Origin of the sequence: Marinobacter mangrovi (assembly GCF_016798325.1) — a bacterium.
Taxonomy (GTDB): Bacteria; Pseudomonadota; Gammaproteobacteria; order Pseudomonadales; family Oleiphilaceae; genus Marinobacter_A; species Marinobacter_A mangrovi.
The window spans coordinates 535,084-553,575 of the sequence record NZ_JAERVO010000001.1 but is presented as its reverse complement, the minus strand read 5'-3'; the positions used below and the strand labels follow the sequence as shown (position 1 = coordinate 553,575).

The window sequence follows — 18,492 nt, the reverse complement described above, 5'->3', positions numbered from 1 at the left end:
GCCCTCAGGCGACTCACAGATTCCCTCCATGATTCCACTTTAGCGACACGTCTTTTTACTCGACGTGCAGGCCGTCACAATTCCGGCGTGACCATCGCAAAAAGTGATCAAAAAACGCCCACGACGGACACTACATGTTGTGGCAGGACTTCTGACCGCACCGACGCGCCGGATTCCCGTTCATCGCGATTTTGCAAGACCGCCAAGATTGAAAATTACCGACCATTATTCAGCAATCGATAGTTTCCGCTTCCTTCACAGACCACAATATCCTGTTATACTTTTCGAAAATTGACCGATATATTGGGTTTATTTCATACAACCCAACCAACGACGACGGTTGATGCAGTGTATCCATCCACGGCCGGTAAGCCGCGACAACAGGCGGTAGCAGGCCGTTTTCGGTGTTTCAGCACAACGCTCGCTTAAACACCAGATGTAGTGTTTCTAATTGAGCCAGGCCACAGGGTGCCTGGCATTGGGGTCGGGCTTGCAGGAGCCTGAATCTAGGAATCATCGGAGCTTTGAGGGCGGCAATGAACGCGAAAGTACAGGAACTCATGACAACCATTCCCATGCAGGATGCCTCGCTGGATATCTGGAACAGCAAATACCAGCTGAAAACCAAGAGCGGTGAGCCTGTTGACCAGACCATCGAGGACACCTACTCGCGCGTTGCCCGTGCCCTCGCCCAGGTGGAAACCAGCAAGGCGAAGCGTGAGAAGTACTTCAAGGAATTCGTCTGGGCCCTGCAGAACGGCGCCATTCCGGCTGGCCGGATCACGTCCAACGCCGGCGCTGAAGCACACAAACCGGCGACGTCGACCATCAACTGCACCGTCTCCGGCAGCATCAACGACTCCATGAACGACATTCTGGAGAAGAACCACGAAGCCGGCCTGACCCTCAAGGCCGGTTGCGGTATCGGCTACGAATTCTCCACGCTCCGCCCGAAAGGTGCCTACGTCGCCGGCGCCGGCGCTACCACATCCGGTCCGCTGTCCTTTATGGATATCTTCGATCGCATGTGCTTCACCGTGTCCTCCGCCGGTGGCCGTCGCGGCGCCCAGATGGCCACGTTCGACGTGCATCATCCGGACGTGATCGATTTCATCCAGGCCAAGCGTGAGGACGGTCGTCTGCGTCAGTTCAACCTGTCGCTGCTGATCACCGAGGATTTCATCGAAGCCGTGAAGAACGGCGAGGACTGGCACCTGTCCTTCCCGGTCACCGAACAGGAAGCCGAATCCGAAGGACTAGACCTGACCGACGCGGCCAGCTTCGTCTACCGCGACTTCCCGATCCAGGAAGGCTACGTCTGCAACGATGAAGGCAAGGTCGCCTGCCGCATCTACAAGACCGTGAAAGCCCAGTTCATCTGGGACAGCATCATGACGTCCACCTACGACTACGCCGAGCCGGGATTCATCCTGATCGACAAGGTCAACCAGATGAACAACAACTGGTTCTGCGAGGACATCCGCGCGACCAACCCCTGCGGCGAGCAGCCCCTGCCGCCTTATGGCAGCTGCCTGCTGGGCTCGGTCAACCTGACCAAGTTCGTGGACTACCCGTTCACCGAGAAGGCCAGCTTCAACTACGAGAAGTACCGCCAGGTTGTGGGCGTATTCACCCGCATGTTGGACAACGTGGTGGAAATCAACGGCCTGCCACTGGAAGAGCAGCGCCACGAGATCCGCTACAAGCGCCGTCACGGCATGGGCATCCTGGGCCTGGGATCCACACTGGCGATGCTGCGCATGCCGTATGGTTCTGAGGAATCCGTTGCCTTTACCGAAAACGTCGTGCGCGAGATGGCCGTCGAAGGCTGGCGCCAGTCCCTGTCTCTGGCCGAGGAAAAGGGCCCGGCCCCGATCATGAACGACGAATTCGAAGTCACCGGCAAGATGCTGGCCAAGTGCCCGCAGCTGCGTGAAGACGGCATCAAGGAAGGCGACAAGGTGCCTGGCCGTATCCTGCACGCCAAGTACAGTCGCTACATGCAGCGTATTGGCGAGGTCGAGCCGGAGCTGATTGCCAAGCTGGCCGAGAAAGGCGGTCGCTTCACGCATCACACCTCCATCGCGCCGACCGGAACCATCAGTCTGTCGCTCGCCAACAACGCCAGTAACGGCATCGAGCCGAGCTTCTCGCATCATTACGCGCGGAACGTGATCCGCGAAGGCCGCAAGACCAAAGAGAAAGTAGACGTCTTCTCTTACGAATTGCTGGCCTATCGCCATCTGGTCAACGCGAAGGCCATGCCTTTCTCCGACGAAGCCGAGGCGAAGCTGCCGGACTACTTCACCACCTCCGACGACGTAACACCGACGCAGCACGTGGATATCCAGGGTGCCGCCCAGAAGTGGGTCGACTCGTCCATCTCCAAGACGGCGAACGTTCCGACCGACTTCCCGTATCCGGACTTCAAGGACATCTACATGTACGCCTACGAGAAGGGACTCAAGGGTTGCACCACGTTCCGCTTCAACCCGGAGGCCTTCCAGGGCGTCCTGGTCAAACAGAAGGATCTGGAGAATACGCTGTATGAATTTACCCTGGACGACGGTTCCAAGGTGAGCCTCAAGGGCCATGAAGAGATTGAGTACGACGGCGAGATCCACACCGCCGCGAACCTCTTCGACGCCCTGAAAGAAGGCACCTACGGCAAGTACTGAACCGTCACCACAGCACACAGGACATAGAAAGATGACCGTCAAGATCGACAAGAAAATCGTTGGCTACCGGGTCACCAAAGCTGACGACGCGCCCAAAACCGACGTGCCGGAGAACAAGGAACCGGCACCGATCAAGATGAACGAAAACATCGAGCGGCCGGATTTCCTGCTGGGAACCACCTACAAGATCAAGCCGCCGATCGCCGAGCATGCGATGTACATCACCATCAATGACATCCTGCTCAACGAAGGCACGGATCATGAGAGCCGTCAGCCCTATGAAGTGTTCATCAACTCCAAGTCGATGGAACACTTCCAGTGGGTCATCGCCCTCACCCGCGTTATCTCCGCGGTCTTCCGCAAGGGTGGCGACGTGACGTTCCTGGTCGAAGAGCTGCGTTCGGTGTATGACCCGAACGGTGGCTACTTCAAGAAGGGCGGCGTGTTCATGCCGTCACTGGTCGCCGAGATCGGTGCCGTCATTGAGCGTCACATGAAGGCCATCGGCCTGATTGAAAACGAAGAGATGGGCGAAGTTGCCAAGCGCGTCCTGGCCGAAAAGCGGGCCGAGTTCGAGTCTCGCCAGACCGAGTCCACGAATGACGAGGCCAGCAACGACTACCCGGCCAACGCCACGCTGTGCGGCAAGTGCAACACCAAGGCCGTGATCGTGATGGATGGCTGCGCCACCTGTCTGTCCTGCGGCGACAGCAAATGCGGCTGATCTGACCGGATCAGGCTCAGGAAACGAAAAAGCCACCCGATCGGGTGGCTTTTTTGTGAGTGTCGGATTGAACCGTCCGGCCAATCGAGCCCCTAACCGAAGTGAAACTCCTCACGCAGGGCGACCGGAAAGATACGCGGCTCCACCTCCAGGGCGACGCCAAAACGGTTCATCACATCGTCGCGGATCCTGGCAGCGAGCGACAGCAATTCGGCGCCCCGTCCGTTACCGTGATGGACCAGCACGAGCGCCTGATGGTTATGCACGCCCACGTGGGATTCCCGATACCCCTTCCAGCCGCAGGTGTCGATCAGCCAGCCCGCCGCCAGCTTGGCGCTGTCTGCGCCCACATAAGCCACCAGTTCCGGGAACTGCGCCTTCAGTGATTCATACTGGCTCAGCGGCACCACCGGGTTCTTGAAGAAGCTGCCGACATTGGGCAGGAAATCCGGGTCGGGCAGCTTTCGGCAACGTACCTTGATGACGGCGCGCGCCACATCCTCGGCGGTCAGCTCGGCGACTTCCTCATCGGCAAAATAGTCCTGGAGATCGCGATAACCCAAGTTGAGGGGTGCGGTCCGGGACAGCCGGAGGCGAATGCGCAGGATGACGTAGCGCTCAGGATGGCGCTTGAAGACGCTGTCCCGGTAGTCAAATTCACAGGCCTCAGCCGACAGACGGCGCACCTCGCCCGCATCTCGGTCCCAGACTTCCACGTCGAGCAACGTTGCCGACAGCTCGACGCCATAGGCACCAATGTTCTGGATGGGCGCTGCTCCCACGGTGCCGGGGATCAGCGCCAGGTTTTCCAGTCCACGATAACCCGCCCTGACGGTATACATCACCGTTTCGTGCCAGTTTTCGCCGGCGCCCACCTCGAGTTCTGCGGTGTCGCCGTTGGCGTCGCTCCAACAACGGCCGGTGATACCGACACGAATGACCAGCCCATCGAAGTCGCCGGCCAGGATGACGTTGCTACCGCCGCCGAGAACCAGCACCGGCAAACCTCGCTCATCCGCCCAGTCCAGCGCCGCCCGCAGGGAGTCGACGTCCGTTATCCGGACAAACCAGGCCGCGCGAGCCGGAAGCCGCAGCGTGTTGAGCCCCTGCAGCGATACATCGGCAGTCGGCTCGATCCCCCGGGCGTTCAAAGCCGGTGCTCCCGGATATGGTCCAGCAGACCCTCGCAAGCCGATTCAATCAGGTCCAGGACCTGCTCGAAGCGATCACCGTCGCCATAATAGGGATCCGGCACCTCGTCCACCGGACTGTCCGACGCGTAGGTCAGGAACAACTCCGGTTGTGTCCGGCCATCCGGATTCAGCTCGGTGGATCGCGCCAGGTTGTCCCGGTCCATCACCAGCACGTAGTCGAAGGCATCCATATCGCCGGGCCGGATAAGCCGGGCCCGCAACGGAGACAGATCATAACCCCGCCGGGCGCCCGCTTCGGTGGCCCGGGGGTCCGGTGGATCGCCGATGTGCCAGCCGCCGGTACCACAGGAATCGACGACAATGCGATCGTCCAGCCCCGCTTCCTCGATCCGCTTCAGGAAAATGGCATGGGCGGTCGGTGACCGACAGATATTGCCCATGCACACAAACAGCACACGAACCGGCTCAGGCATCCTGCTCAACCTCCAGCAGACCGTCAGCAAACACCTTGCGCATGCGCTCCAGATCTTCCGGCGTGTCGACGCCGCCGGCCGGCCGCTCACTGGCAATATCCACGTGGATGCGTGCGCCGTTCTCGAGGGCTCGCAACTGCTCCAGGGACTCCGCTTGCTCCAACGGCGAGGCCGACCAGCTGACGAAATCGTGCAGCAGCTTCACCCGATAGCCATAGATGCCGATGTGCCGCAGGTATTGAATGCCCCCAGGCACCCCCTCTCCCGCGACTGAAGACAGATGTTGCCAGGCCTCACGGGCCCAGGGAATGGGCGCCCGGCTGAAATAGAGTGCAAAACGGTCATGCCCACGGACGACCTTCACCACGTTCGGGTTCAGTACCTGCTCGGTTCTCTCAATGGGTTCGCACAAGGTGGCTATGGAGGCATCGGGATGGCTGTCCAGGTTGGCGGCCACCTGATTGATCAGCGCCGGCGGGATCAGGGGTTCGTCGCCCTGGACGTTGACCACGCGCTCTTCGGGTCCCAGACCCAGTTTACGCGCCACCTCTTCCAGGCGGTCGGTGCCGGAAGCGTGATCGGCGGCGGTCATCGCTACCTCCGCGCCGAACGTTTCAGCAGCGGAGGCGATCCGTTCGTCGTCCGTCGCCACGATGACGCGAGCCGCCCCGCTTTCGCAAGCGCGGTTATAGACGTGTTCGATCATGGTCTGCCCGCCGATCTCCAGGAGCGGCTTGCCCGGCAGACGGGTGGATGCATAGCGTGCGGGAATCACTACGGTGAATGACATGGTCGTACCTGACTCTTCGCTGTATCCGGAATGGCATGTCGGGCGCCCGGCCCGACGGAATTCAGACGACGATCAGCGCTTGTCCAGCCGCTCGTCGGTTGTCAGCGTGCGCGCCTCGCTGGCCAACATAACGGGTATGCCTTCGCGCACCGGAAACGCCATACCGTCGGGACGGCAGATCAACTCGTCCCGTGCCTCGTTGAGCGCCAGCTCACCCTTGCAAACGGGGCAGGCCAGCATGGCAATCAGTTTCTTGTCCATGGCTTTATCTCTCAAGGTTTCAGACTGGCGTCCTGGTGAGTTCAGCCAGCCGCCTGTCCAGCATAGTCCAGAATGTCTCCGGCAGACTGGCACGAATCTCCAATGCCCAGCAATTATCGTCCACCAGGGATCGGCATTTCACCGCATCCTTGGCCGTCATGATCAATGGGCAACCGACCGGGCGTTCCAGATCCCCCTGCTGGATCTCGTGATGATCAGGCAAGGCCCGACCCGACACGTCGGCACCCAGTCGCCGCAGCGCGCGGAAGAACCGCTCGGGATTGCCGATGCCGGCGATGGCGGTGACAGTGCGCCCGGAAAGCCAGGCCGCCGGCTGCCGCTCTCCGGAAGCGACATTGACCAACCCGACAGGCTCCAGTTGCATGACCGCTGAATGCGGATGCTCGATGTTCGCGACACCCTGACCGTTGAAGATCACGGCGTCGACATCGCTCACTCGAGCCACCTCTTCACGCAGTGGCCCCACCGGAATCGGCGCGCCGTTGCCCAGCCCGCGCTCGCCGTCAAAGACCGCAAGCTCGATATCCCGGCCCAGGGCGTAGTGCTGAAGGCCATCATCACACACGAGCACATCGGCCAGACCCTCATCGTACGCCCACACGGCGCCCCTGGCACGCACCGGATCGACAATCACAGGCACCTGCCCCTGATCGGCCAGCATGCGGGGTTCATCGCCGCAGGCCGAGGCCGGGGTATCGGATTGAACCAGCAAGGGATGACGATCCGCCTTGCCACCGTAGCCGCGACTGACGATGGCCGGGCGCCAACCGTTTGCCTTGAGGTGCTCGACGATGGCCAGGGTTAATGGGGACTTACCGGTGCCACCGGCTGTGATGTTGCCCACCACGATGACGGGCACCGGCGGCCGCGTGGCCGTGCGTCGGCCACACCGATAGGCTTCGCGACGCCGGCGCGTGATCCACCGGAACAACCACGCCAACGGCCACAATGGCCATAATGGCCGGCCGGAACCGTACCAGAGGCGATCCACCACTCCGGTTAACCCGCTTCGCTGAAGTTGGTCTGGTGCAACTGGGCGTAGATACCGCCCTGCCCCAACAACTCCTCGTGGCGACCGGCTTCGACGATCTGGCCGCCGTCCATCACGAGGATGCGATCAGCCTTCTCGATGGTCGACAGGCGGTGGGCGATCACCAGCGTGGTACGGCCCTTCATGACCAGATCCAAGGCTTCCTGGATGTGCCGCTCGGACTCGGTATCCAGCGCCGAGGTAGCCTCATCCAGGATCAGGATGGGGGCGTCCTTGAGCAGCGCCCGGGCAATGGCCAGGCGCTGCCGCTGACCACCCGAGAGCATTACCCCGTTGTCGCCGATCAGGGTGTCCATGCCTTCCGGCATGCGGTCGATGAACTCAAGAGCATGCGCCTTGGCAGCCGCGTCGCGAATGTCCTCGCGGGAATGGTCACGCAACGCACCGTAAGCGATATTGGCGGCGATCGTGTCGTTAAAGAGCACCACGTTCTGGGTCACCAGCGCAATCTGCCGGCGCAGCGCTGCGAGGGTGTATTCCGGCAGGGCTACGCCGTCAATCTGCACTTCGCCGTCGGTGTAGTCGTAGAAACGGGGCAGCAGACTGACCAGTGTCGACTTACCACTACCGGAGCGACCCACCAGCGCTATACTCTGGCCCTGTGGAATATCCAGATCGATGCCCTTGAGCACATCGTCCAGTTGATCCCGGTAATGGAAACGCACCTGCTTGAAGCTAATGTCGCCCTTCACCCGATCCGGAGCGTACGTGCCCGAATCCTCTTCAGGTGTTTCGTCGATGGTTTCAAAGACATCGTGAGCCGCCGCAACCCCTTTCTGGATCTTGGCATGGACCGACGTCACCTGGCGGATAGGCTTGGCCATGGTGGTTGCCGCAGTGATAAACGCCACCAGTTGTCCGGTGGTCATGCCACCCCGGATCTCCGGTGCCAGCATCACCCAGACCAGCGCCGCGATGGAAAAGGCCACCAAAATCTGGATCACCGGCACGCTGATCGCTTGGGTGGACGCCATTTTCAGGCTCTGATTCAGGTTGCGCCCGCTGACCGAATGAAAACGATCACGCTCATATTCCTCGCCACCGAAGATGCGCACCACCCGATAGCCACTGATCGTTTCCGACGAGACATGAGTGATGTCGCCCATGGAACCCTGGATGCGGCGACTGAGCTTGCGGAAACGCTTGCTGGCATAGCTCACCACAAAACCGATCACCGGCCCGAGGGCCACGAAAATCAGGGTGAGCTTCCAGTTGGTGTAGAGCATGAACCCCATCAGACCGACGATCGTGAGCCCTTCGCGCAGGGTGATGGTCACTGCGTTGGTAGTGGCATCGGCCACCTGCTCCACATTGAAGGTCAGCTTGGAAACCAGATGACCGCTGGAGTGGTCGTCGTAGAAACGTGATGGCAGGCGCAAGAGCCGGTCAAACACCTGGTTACGCAGGGCGTTGACCACGTGGCGTCCGACATAATTGATGAAATACTGGCCGAGGAACGTACCCAGCCCCCGCAGGGCAAACACGCCGACAATCATGCCGGTGAGCATCAGCCGGTTCTCGTCGGTGGGGTTTTCGATCGCCTTGATGACGTATTCCATCGCGGCCGCCATGCCCGTGGACGCACCGGCATAGATGACGTTGCCCAGCACGGCCAACAGGAACGCCGCCCAGAAGGGTTTAACGTAGGACAGCAGACGCTTGTAGGTCTGCCAGTTGGTTGCGGACTCCGCACTCATAATTCCGTTCCGGTCGATAGTCGGTCGGTTACTGCGTCGGCCCCGGGCCAGCCGGGGCCGCAGCGGTCAGTCACCCTCAGACTCGCTCTGGGTGGTGATGCTGAGCTTGACGAAACCCAGCCGGCCGGCAACATCCATCGCCCGAACCACATATTCGTGCGGTGTCTGGGCATCCGCGGTAATGATGAACGGCAACTGGGTGTCACCACCGGACACATCCTGCACGGCTTTCTGCAGCGTCTTCCGCTGATTATTGACCAAAGGCCGGTCGTTTACCGCATACTGACCTTCAGCGGTAATCACCACGTCGACCTGCTTTGCCTGGGCTTCGGACACTTCGCCGTTGGCTTCCGGCAGATCCACCTTCAGATGGCTTTCCCGGGTGAACGTGGTCGATACCATGAAGAAAATCAACAGCAGGAAAACCACATCGATCAGTGGGGTCAGATCGACACCGACTTCCTGACTTCTCTGGCGCTTGAACTTCACGGCGCTCAGGCTCCCTCTACGTCGATTTCACGGTCGCCGTGAACCACTTCGACGAGCTTGATGGCTTCCTGTTCCATGTTGACGACGAGCTCGTCCACACGGCGGATGAAATAGCGGTGACAGATCAGCGCGGGGATCGCGACGCTCAGGCCGGCAGCCGTGGTCATAAGAGCCTCGGAGATACCGCCTGCCAGATTGCCGGCATCGCCGACACCCGCCAGCTGGATTTCGGCAAAGACCTTGATCATGCCGATCACGGTACCTAACAGCCCCAGCAGCGGCGTGATGGTGGCCACTGTTCCCAGCGGATTCAGGAAACGCTCGAGCTCATGGATGACCTGACTGGCCTCCTGCTCAATGCTCTCCTTCATGATTTCGCGGCCATGCTTGGCGTTCATCAGACCACCGGCCAACACCCGCCCCAGCGGAGAGGACGTTTGCAGGGCCTTGATCTTGCGGGCATTCAGTTCCTTCTTTTTGATCCAGCGCCACAGCTCGTTGATGGTGCTTTCCGGTGCCACTCGCGAGACGCGCAATGACCAGAAACGTTCGAGAATGATAGCCAGGGCGAGGATCGAACACGCAATGATCGGCACCATGATGATGCCACCCGCCTTTAGAAGCTCTAACACGCTTTGTCTCCCTGATAATGAACAGCCGCGCGCTACTTTAGCACAGCCGGCCCTGCTCGCCACACCCTGCAACCGGCCCCAGGACATTGATCCGGCGGCGGTTCGATCCAGAATGGCGCATCGGCCCGCTCGACATGGACGCTCGGAGCGTCATTTTCCAGACGTATATGGACCGCACCAGACGTCGCCGTATTGACAGTCCGGGCGCCGCCGACCCGATAACGTTGCCGAATTTCCGCTGCCGGATGACCGTAGGGATGGCGATAGCCGGCCGAGAACACAACCAGCTCCGGCGCCAATTGCCGAACCCACGCCGGGCTGGACGACGTCTTGCTGCCGTGGTGCGGGGCCACGACGATTCGATGCTGCCCGGGCCTTGACGGATGGTTCTGCAGCCAGTCCTGCTCCTGCTCGGCGGTGATGTCTCCGGGGAGGATGATCGAATAGCCGTCGCGCGTAATCCGCACTACACAGGATGCCGCATTGCCGGACACGTCACCGCCATCCTGCCAGACATCAATGCGAGACCGCCCCAACCGGCCGCCCTTCCGGCAGCCCTCAAAGGTATCAGCCGCATCCGGCCCCGCCCGCTCCTCCACCCGGGCTGGCTCGCCGCTGGATCGTCGATCCACCCGGATGTGATCGAACAGGTCATCCAGACCGCTGGCGTGATCAGCATCCCCGTGACTGACCATCAGCCAATTCAAATCACGGATTCCGGTATGCCGAAATCCGGGCCGCAGTGCATCCTTAACCGCGGTATAGCCGGCCGGCGACCCCGGCCCGGTGTCATACTGCAGAACCTGATCGCCATCGCGGTACGTCACCGCCAAACCCTGACCGACATCCCAGACCCAGAGTTCCGGTACCGCAACGGATTGGTTCGCCTCGACGCCGGATCCGGTGAGCGCCAGCACCTGACCGCACAACAATCCGGACATGGCCACCAGAAGCCAACCGCGCGTGCACCAACGCATCGGAAACAGCATAGCCAGCACCAGGCTGCCCACCAGCCCAGCCGTCGCGGCCGACAACACCACTCCCTCCGGAGACTGATTCGCTACATAGCTCAGACCCGACATGAAACCGCCCAACCCCATGTCCAACACCCGGCCGATCAAAGGCTGGCAAAACGGTACGAGCAGCCCCAGAGGCACCAGCAAAAACAGACCCGGCAACAACAGGAAAGACATCAAGGGAATCGCGACCAGATTGACCAGCCAGCCACTGACGGAGAACGGCAACCCCAGCACCATCAGGATCGGCAGAAGCCCGGCCATGACACCCAACTGGGCCACCAACAAGGTGGCGATTCGCCCGGGCGGTCTGATACGCGAGGAAAACATGACAATCAGCCCGGCGACTGCGCCGAATGACAACCAAAACCCGCCATCCAGCGGTGCAAAGGGATCCATCACCAGAACCAGGGCCACCGCACTCAGCCACGCGGTCCAATAGCCGGACTGACGGCCGCGCAGATAAACCAGCCCCGTGACCGCCACCATCACCAGTGCCCTTTGCGTGGGCACGGTAAAGCCGGCAAGCAAGGCGTACGTCGCGCAGGCGCAGAGACTGGCACCGAATACCAGGCGACGCCGCCCGCGCGCACCCGGGCCACCGGGCCATCGTTTCAGCAAACCGGCAACCAGACTGCCGACAAACAACCCCACCAGACCAATGTGCAGGCCGGAAATGGCGATCAGGTGGGACGTGCCGGTTTTACGGAACACCGACCAGTCCTCCGCATCCAGCAGACGCCGCTCCCCCAGCAGCAGGGCTTCGATCAGCGGATAACTTTCCAGCCCGCCGTAGGCGTCGACCAAGCCGCCCGCCACCCGCTCACGCCAGGCATGATAGTGACAATGGATACCACAGGACACTGACTGCTCTGACCATTCCCGGACGCTGCCTGTTGCATCAAAACCATGCCGGAACAGCCAGGTTTCGTAGCGGAACCCCGCCGGATTAACTGAGCCGTGTGGCACTTTCAGGCGTACTTTGAGTTGAAGCTGGCGCGGCAAGACAAGCGATGGCTCGGCGCCATACAGGGCCAGACGCAAACGCTTGGCTGCAATGGGATGATCCGGCGTTGCTTCCGGCCAGTGGGTAACACAGAACTCAAAACGAAGGCTGTGGTAGGCCCCAGGCGATACCAGGCTGCAACGGTATCCTTCGACAAGATGCGTGCCCGATTCGAGGGCATGAGGCAAGCGGGTGGCGAGACGTTCACTGGACATCCAGCCGGCCCAGATCAATCCTGTAGACAGCCCGATCACCACAAAGGCCACAGGCCGGAGGGCGATCGATAGAAATCGGGCGAGCAGGCACCCCATGATCAGGGCAATTACGGGTAAGGGCCACGGTGGTATTTCGCCGACACAATACAGTAAGATGACGCCGCCCGCGAACGCAGCGATCCCTGCTCGCACAGTCTAACTCCCGGGCAATCCTTGCCCCTTTATCCATAATTACGGCACAGTCGGCATTCAACGCCTTGACGCCGAACAGGACGGACAACCAAGCGGAACGCTATGCCCAAAAGGTTCATCAAGCGTCACATGCCGACACCAGAGAAAATCAGGGAAATGAAGGCCCTGCATTTCCTCGGCGACGTCCTGCATGAACCCAACCTCTGGCACATCAACCGTCATGCGGTGTGTCGGGCGTTCCTTATTGGCGTTTTCTTCTGCTTTATACCGATGCCGTTCCAGATGGTCGCCGCCGGCTTTTTTGCGATCTGGTTCAATGCCAATCTGCCCGTTTCCGTCGCCCTGGTCTGGATCAGTAATCCACTGACCATGCCGCCGATTTTCTACTTCAACTACAAGGTCGGCGCCTGGCTGTTGGGCCGACCAGTGCTGGATTTCGAATTTCACCTGTCCTGGCATTGGCTCAGCGAACAGCTGATCGATATCGGGGTGCCACTCTACTTCGGTTCAGTGGTCGTCGGTGTGATCGGCGCCTGCATCAGCTACCTGGTGATCCAGTTTCTCTGGCGCCGCAAGGTCCGTAGTGACTGGCGCAAGCGGCGGGTCCTGCGCCACCATTCTGCATAGTTAATGCGATGGGCAGAGCGGCGACATCCGCCGCCCTCTCTCCTTCAGGCCAATCAGCGATCCTCGAAGAGCTGGCCTTCCTCCAGATGCATCACCCGTCCCAGACGGCGCGCCATACCCATATCGTGAGTCACCACCACAAAGGCGGTACCCAGCTCGTCGCGCAACGATTCGATCAGTCCCTGCACCTCGCGCCCGGTGTGCTCATCGAGGTTGCCCGTCGGCTCGTCCATCAACACACACTCGGGTTCGTTCACCAGGGCGCGGGCGATCGCCACCCGCTGGCGCTCACCACCGGACAGCTCGCCCGGTTTGTGATTCAGGCGTTTGCCCAGGCGTACCTTGTCCAGAATCAGGCGCGACTTTTCCCTGGCCTCCGCCATCGACAGGCCGCCCAGAGCGCCGGGCATCATCACGTTTTCCAGTGCCGTGAATTCCGGCAGGAGATGATGGAACTGATAGACGAAACCCAGCTGCCGGTTGCGGAAGCGGGCACGTCCCTTTTCGTTCAGGCCGTGAATGTCCACGCCACAGATCTCGATGTGACCACTGGACGGCTTATCCAGGCCGCCGAGCAAATTAAGCAACGTCGTCTTGCCGGCCCCACTGCTGCCCACGATGGCCACGGTTTCGCCGGCGCCAACGGCCAGGGAGATATCGGAGAAAATCGTCAGTTCGGTCGGTCCCTGCTTGTATGTGCGAGTCAGGGAGCGACAATCGATGGTCAGCGGACGATCTTCCGTACGTTGAATGTTTTCAGCCGCTTCACTCATACCGCAAGGCCTCCGCCGGATCGACACGGGACGCACGCCATGCCGGATAGATTGTTGCCAGCAGCGCCATGGCCAGGCCGGCACCACTGATGATAAACACGTCTTCCCACTGCAGTTCCGACGGCAGGTAGCTGATGAAATACACGTCCGGGCTGAGGAACTGGTGTCCGGTGACGTGTTCCAGCCAGGAAATCACGGCACTGACATTTTCTGCCCCGAGAATCCCCAGCAGCGTTCCTACCAGCACACCAATCACCCCGATGATGGCCCCCTGCACGATGAAGATCCGCATGATCCGCCCGGGGGTTGCGCCCATGGTGCGCAGGATGGCGATGTCGGCCGTCTTGTCGGTCACCACCATGACCAGCGTGGACACCACGTTGAACGCCGCCACCGCCACAATGAACATGAGCAGCAGGCCAATCATGGTCTTTTCCATGCGGATGGCCTGGAACAGATTGCCGTGGGTGCGGGTCCAGTCAGACACGTAGTAGCGGCCGCCCAACCCGCGGGCCACCCGCTCCGCCACGCTCGGCGCCTTGAACAGATCCTTCACCAGCAGCCGGACACCCTGCGCCTTGCCGTTGGTCCGCATCAGCTTGGCGGCATCGTCCATATGGATCAGCGTGTAGTTGGCGTCCAGCTCGGCGCCCACCTTGAAGATGCCCTTGACGGTAAAGCGCTTGAGCCGCGGCAATACCCCGGCCGGCGTTATCGAAGCCTCCGGCATCACCACCGTGACCTTGTCGCCCACCTGCACCCGTAGACTGGCCGCCAGCAGGCGCCCGATGATGATCCCGAACTCGCCGGACTTGAGATCGTCCAGCGAGCCCTGAACCATATGCTTGTCGATAATCGAAACTTCCCGCTCCTGGTCCGGCAGGATGCCATTGAGCAGGATACCGTGGACGTTACCCCGACCGGTCATCATGCCCTGCCCCTGAATGTAGGGCGCAGCAGCGATCACTTCCGGATCCCGTGTGGCCTGGCGATCGATGCGCTGCCAATCGTCTATCGTGCTCTGTCCCTGAATGGTGGCATGGGGCACCATACCCAGGATGCGCGTCTGCAGCTCCCGGTCGAACCCGTTCATGACGGACAGCACAATAATGAGCAGTGCCACACCCAGCATCAGGCCGAGCATCGACATCAACGAAATGAACGAAATAAAGTGGTTGCGTCGCTTGGCGGCGGTGTACCGCATGCCAATCGAGAAAGATAAGGGTTTGAACATGTAGAGGGCCTACCGCTTCCCTGAAGTCTGTGTCGCCGGCGACCACACAAGGCCCGCCGAGCTGTTAAACTTGAATGGTACCGGGCAATCACCCGCACCTTTTCCTTTCATGGTGTCGCAGGCGGTGGTCCGGAACGCCGGATACCGGCGAAAACCCAGAACAACACCAACCAGGACGAGGCGCTCAGCGAGGTTATCTATGGTTCCACCTCTTGACGAGGACCGGCGTGACTATTTCAGGATCCACGATCATGTCGGTCTCGAGATAAAGCGCCTGAATTCCGGGACCGACGGGGACCCGGGCCATCCTTTCGGCGACGACGTGCTTGAACCCCTGCACGACGAGCTGCGTCGTATCGACCTGGATATCCGCAATCAGCTCGCCGGACTGGCCGAAAAGGACCGCCTGTTGGCCAACCTGATGAAATCGTTTAATTCCAAGGTCGACACATTGGCGCGCATTATGGCCTTTGAGCAAAATCCGTTGCAACCGGAGCGCTGGTCCGAGGTAACCCTCAGCGAAGGGGGCGTCGCCTTTCCCAGTGACGATCCTCACTTTGCCGTGGGTGACCGCCTTGCAATTCGTCTCACCCTGCCACCGGAACTCTTCATGCCCCGGGGCGAGGGAACGATTGTCTCCTTCAGTGAAGACGACAACGGGCACCGCTGGGTGCATGCCGAATTCACCACGCTGGACGACGCCGATCGCCAGCAGATTGCCCGCCACGTCATGCGCTGGCAGATCCGCCAGCGCCAGCGCGATCAGGCGTAACGCCACGACGGGTCGTCACGCGTTCCGAATGGCCACCAAAAAGTTTCTCTGGACCATAACCTGTAGTACTGTTGGACTGATAATAAATTTACGTAATTCAGGGAACTGCCGGCCATATCCGGACTGTCAATGAGGAACGACACGCCCCTTCGCCGTGATCACAATGCCCCTCAAGACAGACCCGATACCCATCAGTTCCCGGGCGTCCTGCGCGTGATGAGGGACGGCCTTTCATGCAGTAACCATAAGGTAACCCGACCCATGAACACCGTTACTTCCCGCACCCCATGGCACAAGCTGGCGAGCCGGACCCTGCTCAGCCTGGCGGCAGGCAGCCTGCTGATGACCGCATCCCTGACCGCCGGCGCCGAACAACTCAAGACGCCCGTCATGCAGCAGGGCTCCGATCGCGGCACGGCCAGCATGCCACAGCATGGCCAATTGCAGGATCAGGTGCGCCAACGCTATGGGCAGCCCCAGTCCGTCAAGGGTCCAGTGGGTAACCCACCCATCACACAGTGGATTTATGACGACTTCATCGTCTATTTCGAATACAACCACGTCATCCATTCCGTCAGAAAGCCGGAGTCAAACTGAAGCCGTCTGTCAGTAGTATCCGAATCCGGATACGGTGCGCTGGCGTAAAGGTTCTTAGCCGTTAGAATAGCGACTTTTCAGGTGGCCCGACGCCGGGCTTCGCCCCGACCGGACAGAGTGAGTTGAATCTTGAGTATGTCCCGCCGCATGCCCGCCGAATGGGCACCCCAAAGTGCTGTCATGCTGACCTGGCCTCACGCCGGTACCGACTGGCAGGATCGACTGGACGTCGTTGAGCCGGTCTTCGAAGCCATCGCCAGAGCGGTGCTGCGCTTCGAACACCTGGTGCTGAGCTGCGAAGACCGCCCGACACTCGATCGCCTCACGGCGACACTGAACGACTGGACTCGCGGACAGTCGCTGCCCGGCCGGGTCCTCAGCAGCGCCGCACCGGCCAACGACACCTGGGCCCGTGATCACGGGCCGATTGCGGTCACCAACGGCGACCTCAAGCTGCTGGACTTCCGCTTCAACGCCTGGGGCGACAAATTCGCCTGGGACAAGGACGACGCGCTCAACCGTGCGCTGTGTGAAGCCGGCCTGTTTGGTCACACGCCGCTGGAACCGGTGGACTTCGTCCTGGAGGGCGGCTCGATTGAATCCGACGGCGAGGGCACCCTGCTCACGACCAGCGAATGCCTGCTGTCGACCAGCCGCAACCCGGACTACGACCGCAGCCAGATCGAGGGCCGGTTGCGCGACACCCTCGGCGCCGACCGGGTTCTGTGGCTTAATCACGGCTACCTCGCCGGCGACGATACCGACAGCCACATCGACACGCTGGCCCGCTTCGTGGCAGCCGACCACATCGCCTACGTGCGCTGTGACGACAAGCAGGATGAACACTACGCCGCACTCACCGCGATGGAAGACGAACTCAAGCAGTTCCGCACAGCGGCTGGCACCCCCTACACGCTGACCGCCCTGCCCTGGCCGCAGGCCTGTTATGGCGCTGAAGACGAGCGGTTGCCGGCCACCTACGCCAACTTCCTGATTATCAACGGCGCCGTGCTGCTGCCGGTCTATGGCGTGCCGCAAGACGAAGAGGCCATCCGTGTGATGCAGGGCCTGTTTCCGGATCGGGAAATCATCGCCATCGACTGCCAGCCCCTGATCCATCAGCATGGCAGTCTGCACTGCGTCACCATGCAACTGCCCGAAGGAATTGTCAGACCATGAGTGCACAACGCCCGTTAAAGGTCGCCGCCATCCAGCAGACCTGCAGCCCGGACAAAAACGTGAGCCTGGCCACTTCGGAAAAGCAGATACGCAAGGCCGCCGCCGATGGCGCTCGGTTGATTGTCCTGCAGGAACTGCACGCCACGCTCTATTTCTGTCAGAACGAGGACACGGATACCTTCAACCTGGCCGAACCCATCCCGGGCCCCACATCAGAGAGGCTGGCCGGGTTGGCCAAAGAGCTGGGCATCGTGCTGGTGGGCTCGATTTTCGAGCGGCGCATGAATGGCGTCTACCACAACACGGCTGTGGTCTTCGACACGGACGGCAGTCTGGCCGGCCTTTACCGTAAGATGCACATACCCGATGACCCGGGGTTTTACGAGAAGTTCTACTTCACGCCCGGCGATGCCACGTTCAACAGCGGCCAAAGCGGCTTTACCCCGATCCAGACGTCCGTGGGCAAACTGGGCGTCCTCGTCTGCTGGGACCAGTGGTACCCGGAGGCAGCGCGACTGATGGCCCTGGCCGGCGCCGAAATCCTGATCTATCCCACCGCCATCGGCTGGGATGTGACCGATGAACCGGCCGAGCAACAGCGACAGCTGGACGCCTGGGTAACCGTGCAACGTGGCCATGCTGTCGCCAATAACCTGCCGGTGATCGCACCCAACCGTGTCGGAACGGAGCCTCATCCCGAAGGCGTCGGCGATGGCATCCGCTTCTGGGGCAACAGCTTTATTTGCGGGCCGCAGGGTGAATTCCTCGCCCGGGCCAACGACACCGACGAAAGCATCCTGCACGCCACCATCGACCGCGACCGCAGCGAATCCATTCGCCGGATCTGGCCTTACCTGCGCGATCGCCGCATCGATGCCTATGGCGAGATCCTGCAACGCGTGCGGGACTGA

At 60.9% G+C, this 18,492-nt stretch carries 18 protein-coding genes; 7 read left to right on the top strand and 11 right to left on the bottom strand.

Translation table 11 applies throughout. From position 1 onward, the window contains the following. Window positions 1–536 precede the first annotated feature (536 nt). Together JL474_RS02465 and JL474_RS02460 are read left to right on the top strand one after the other, a co-directional pair. On the top strand, window positions 537–2,678 hold the full coding sequence (locus JL474_RS02465; RefSeq protein ID WP_203140787.1) for an adenosylcobalamin-dependent ribonucleoside-diphosphate reductase: 2,142 nt from the start codon (window positions 537–539) through the stop codon (window positions 2,676–2,678). A gap of 31 nt (window positions 2,679–2,709) precedes the next feature. Next, on the top strand, window positions 2,710–3,402 hold the full coding sequence (locus JL474_RS02460) for a TSCPD domain-containing protein (protein WP_123633474.1): 693 nt from the start codon (window positions 2,710–2,712) through the stop codon (window positions 3,400–3,402). Between the two features lie 92 nt (window positions 3,403–3,494). On the opposite strand, the gene murB is transcribed toward JL474_RS02460, so the two are convergent. From murB to JL474_RS02415, 9 genes are all read right to left on the bottom strand, one after another. After that, the gene (gene murB / locus JL474_RS02455; protein WP_203140786.1) at window positions 3,495–4,553 is read right to left on the bottom strand and encodes a UDP-N-acetylmuramate dehydrogenase; all 1,059 of its coding nucleotides are present in this window, start codon (window positions 4,551–4,553) and stop codon (window positions 3,495–3,497) included. After that, window positions 4,550–5,029 (bottom strand): low molecular weight protein-tyrosine-phosphatase, encoded by a 480-nt coding sequence (locus tag JL474_RS02450; protein ID WP_203140785.1) that lies wholly within the window; start codon window positions 5,027–5,029, stop codon window positions 4,550–4,552. The genes murB and JL474_RS02450 overlap by 4 nt, the downstream gene beginning before the upstream one ends. After that, window positions 5,022–5,819: a 3-deoxy-manno-octulosonate cytidylyltransferase gene (kdsB, locus tag JL474_RS02445; protein WP_123633477.1), complete on the bottom strand. Its 798-nt coding sequence runs from the start codon at window positions 5,817–5,819 to the stop codon at window positions 5,022–5,024. The genes JL474_RS02450 and kdsB overlap by 8 nt, the downstream gene beginning before the upstream one ends. Before the next feature lie 72 nt (window positions 5,820–5,891). Beyond that, window positions 5,892–6,080 (bottom strand): Trm112 family protein, encoded by a 189-nt coding sequence (locus JL474_RS02440; RefSeq protein ID WP_123633478.1) that lies wholly within the window; start codon window positions 6,078–6,080, stop codon window positions 5,892–5,894. Between the two features lie 19 nt (window positions 6,081–6,099). Beyond that, entirely contained in the window at window positions 6,100–7,092 is a 993-nt protein-coding gene (gene lpxK, locus JL474_RS02435) for a tetraacyldisaccharide 4'-kinase (protein WP_328797782.1), read from the bottom strand. Window positions 7,093–7,100: 8 nt separating this feature from the next. Beyond that, complete coding sequence (gene msbA, locus JL474_RS02430; RefSeq protein ID WP_123633480.1) at window positions 7,101–8,849, bottom strand: lipid A export permease/ATP-binding protein MsbA; 1,749 nt, start codon at window positions 8,847–8,849, stop codon at window positions 7,101–7,103. Window positions 8,850–8,915: 66 nt separating this feature from the next. Continuing rightward, window positions 8,916–9,338, bottom strand: coding sequence for an ExbD/TolR family protein (locus JL474_RS02425; RefSeq protein ID WP_123633481.1), 423 nt, complete (start codon window positions 9,336–9,338; stop codon window positions 8,916–8,918). 5 nt (window positions 9,339–9,343) lie between these two features. After that, entirely contained in the window at window positions 9,344–9,970 is a 627-nt protein-coding gene (locus JL474_RS02420; protein ID WP_123633482.1) for a MotA/TolQ/ExbB proton channel family protein, read from the bottom strand. A 32-nt stretch (window positions 9,971–10,002) separates the two neighbouring features. Further along, window positions 10,003–12,399 carry a DNA internalization-related competence protein ComEC/Rec2 gene (locus tag JL474_RS02415; RefSeq protein WP_328797762.1) on the bottom strand — a complete coding sequence of 799 codons (2,397 nt, stop codon included), beginning with the start codon at window positions 12,397–12,399 and terminating at the stop codon, window positions 10,003–10,005. Window positions 12,400–12,501: 102 nt separating this feature from the next. Between JL474_RS02415 and JL474_RS02410 the strand changes: the two genes are divergently transcribed. Then, window positions 12,502–13,026 carry a DUF2062 domain-containing protein gene (locus JL474_RS02410; protein ID WP_123633484.1) on the top strand — a complete coding sequence of 175 codons (525 nt, stop codon included), beginning with the start codon at window positions 12,502–12,504 and terminating at the stop codon, window positions 13,024–13,026. 53 nt (window positions 13,027–13,079) lie between these two features. Here JL474_RS02410 and JL474_RS02405 read toward each other — a convergent pair whose 3' ends face one another. Together JL474_RS02405 and JL474_RS02400 are read right to left on the bottom strand one after the other, a co-directional pair. Beyond that, entirely contained in the window at window positions 13,080–13,799 is a 720-nt protein-coding gene (locus JL474_RS02405) for an ABC transporter ATP-binding protein (protein WP_123633485.1), read from the bottom strand. Then, a complete protein-coding gene (locus JL474_RS02400; protein ID WP_203140783.1) occupies window positions 13,792–15,033 on the bottom strand; it encodes a lipoprotein-releasing ABC transporter permease subunit in 1,242 nt (413 codons plus the stop codon). Before JL474_RS02400 ends, JL474_RS02405 begins: the two co-directional genes overlap by 8 nt. A 199-nt stretch (window positions 15,034–15,232) precedes the next feature. Here JL474_RS02400 and JL474_RS02395 point away from each other — a divergent pair, with 199 nt between their 5' ends. From JL474_RS02395 to JL474_RS02380, 4 genes are all read left to right on the top strand, one after another. Continuing rightward, the gene (locus tag JL474_RS02395) at window positions 15,233–15,805 is read left to right on the top strand and encodes a PilZ domain-containing protein (RefSeq protein ID WP_123633487.1); all 573 of its coding nucleotides are present in this window, start codon (window positions 15,233–15,235) and stop codon (window positions 15,803–15,805) included. A gap of 261 nt (window positions 15,806–16,066) precedes the next feature. Then, complete coding sequence (locus JL474_RS02390) at window positions 16,067–16,402, top strand: hypothetical protein (RefSeq protein WP_223807802.1); 336 nt, start codon at window positions 16,067–16,069, stop codon at window positions 16,400–16,402. 180 nt (window positions 16,403–16,582) lie between these two features. Beyond that, window positions 16,583–17,581, top strand: a complete 999-nt coding sequence (locus JL474_RS02385) for an agmatine deiminase family protein (RefSeq protein ID WP_236011965.1) — start codon at window positions 16,583–16,585, stop codon at window positions 17,579–17,581. Then, a complete protein-coding gene (locus JL474_RS02380) occupies window positions 17,578–18,492 on the top strand; it encodes a carbon-nitrogen hydrolase (protein ID WP_203140782.1) in 915 nt (304 codons plus the stop codon). Before JL474_RS02385 ends, JL474_RS02380 begins: the two co-directional genes overlap by 4 nt.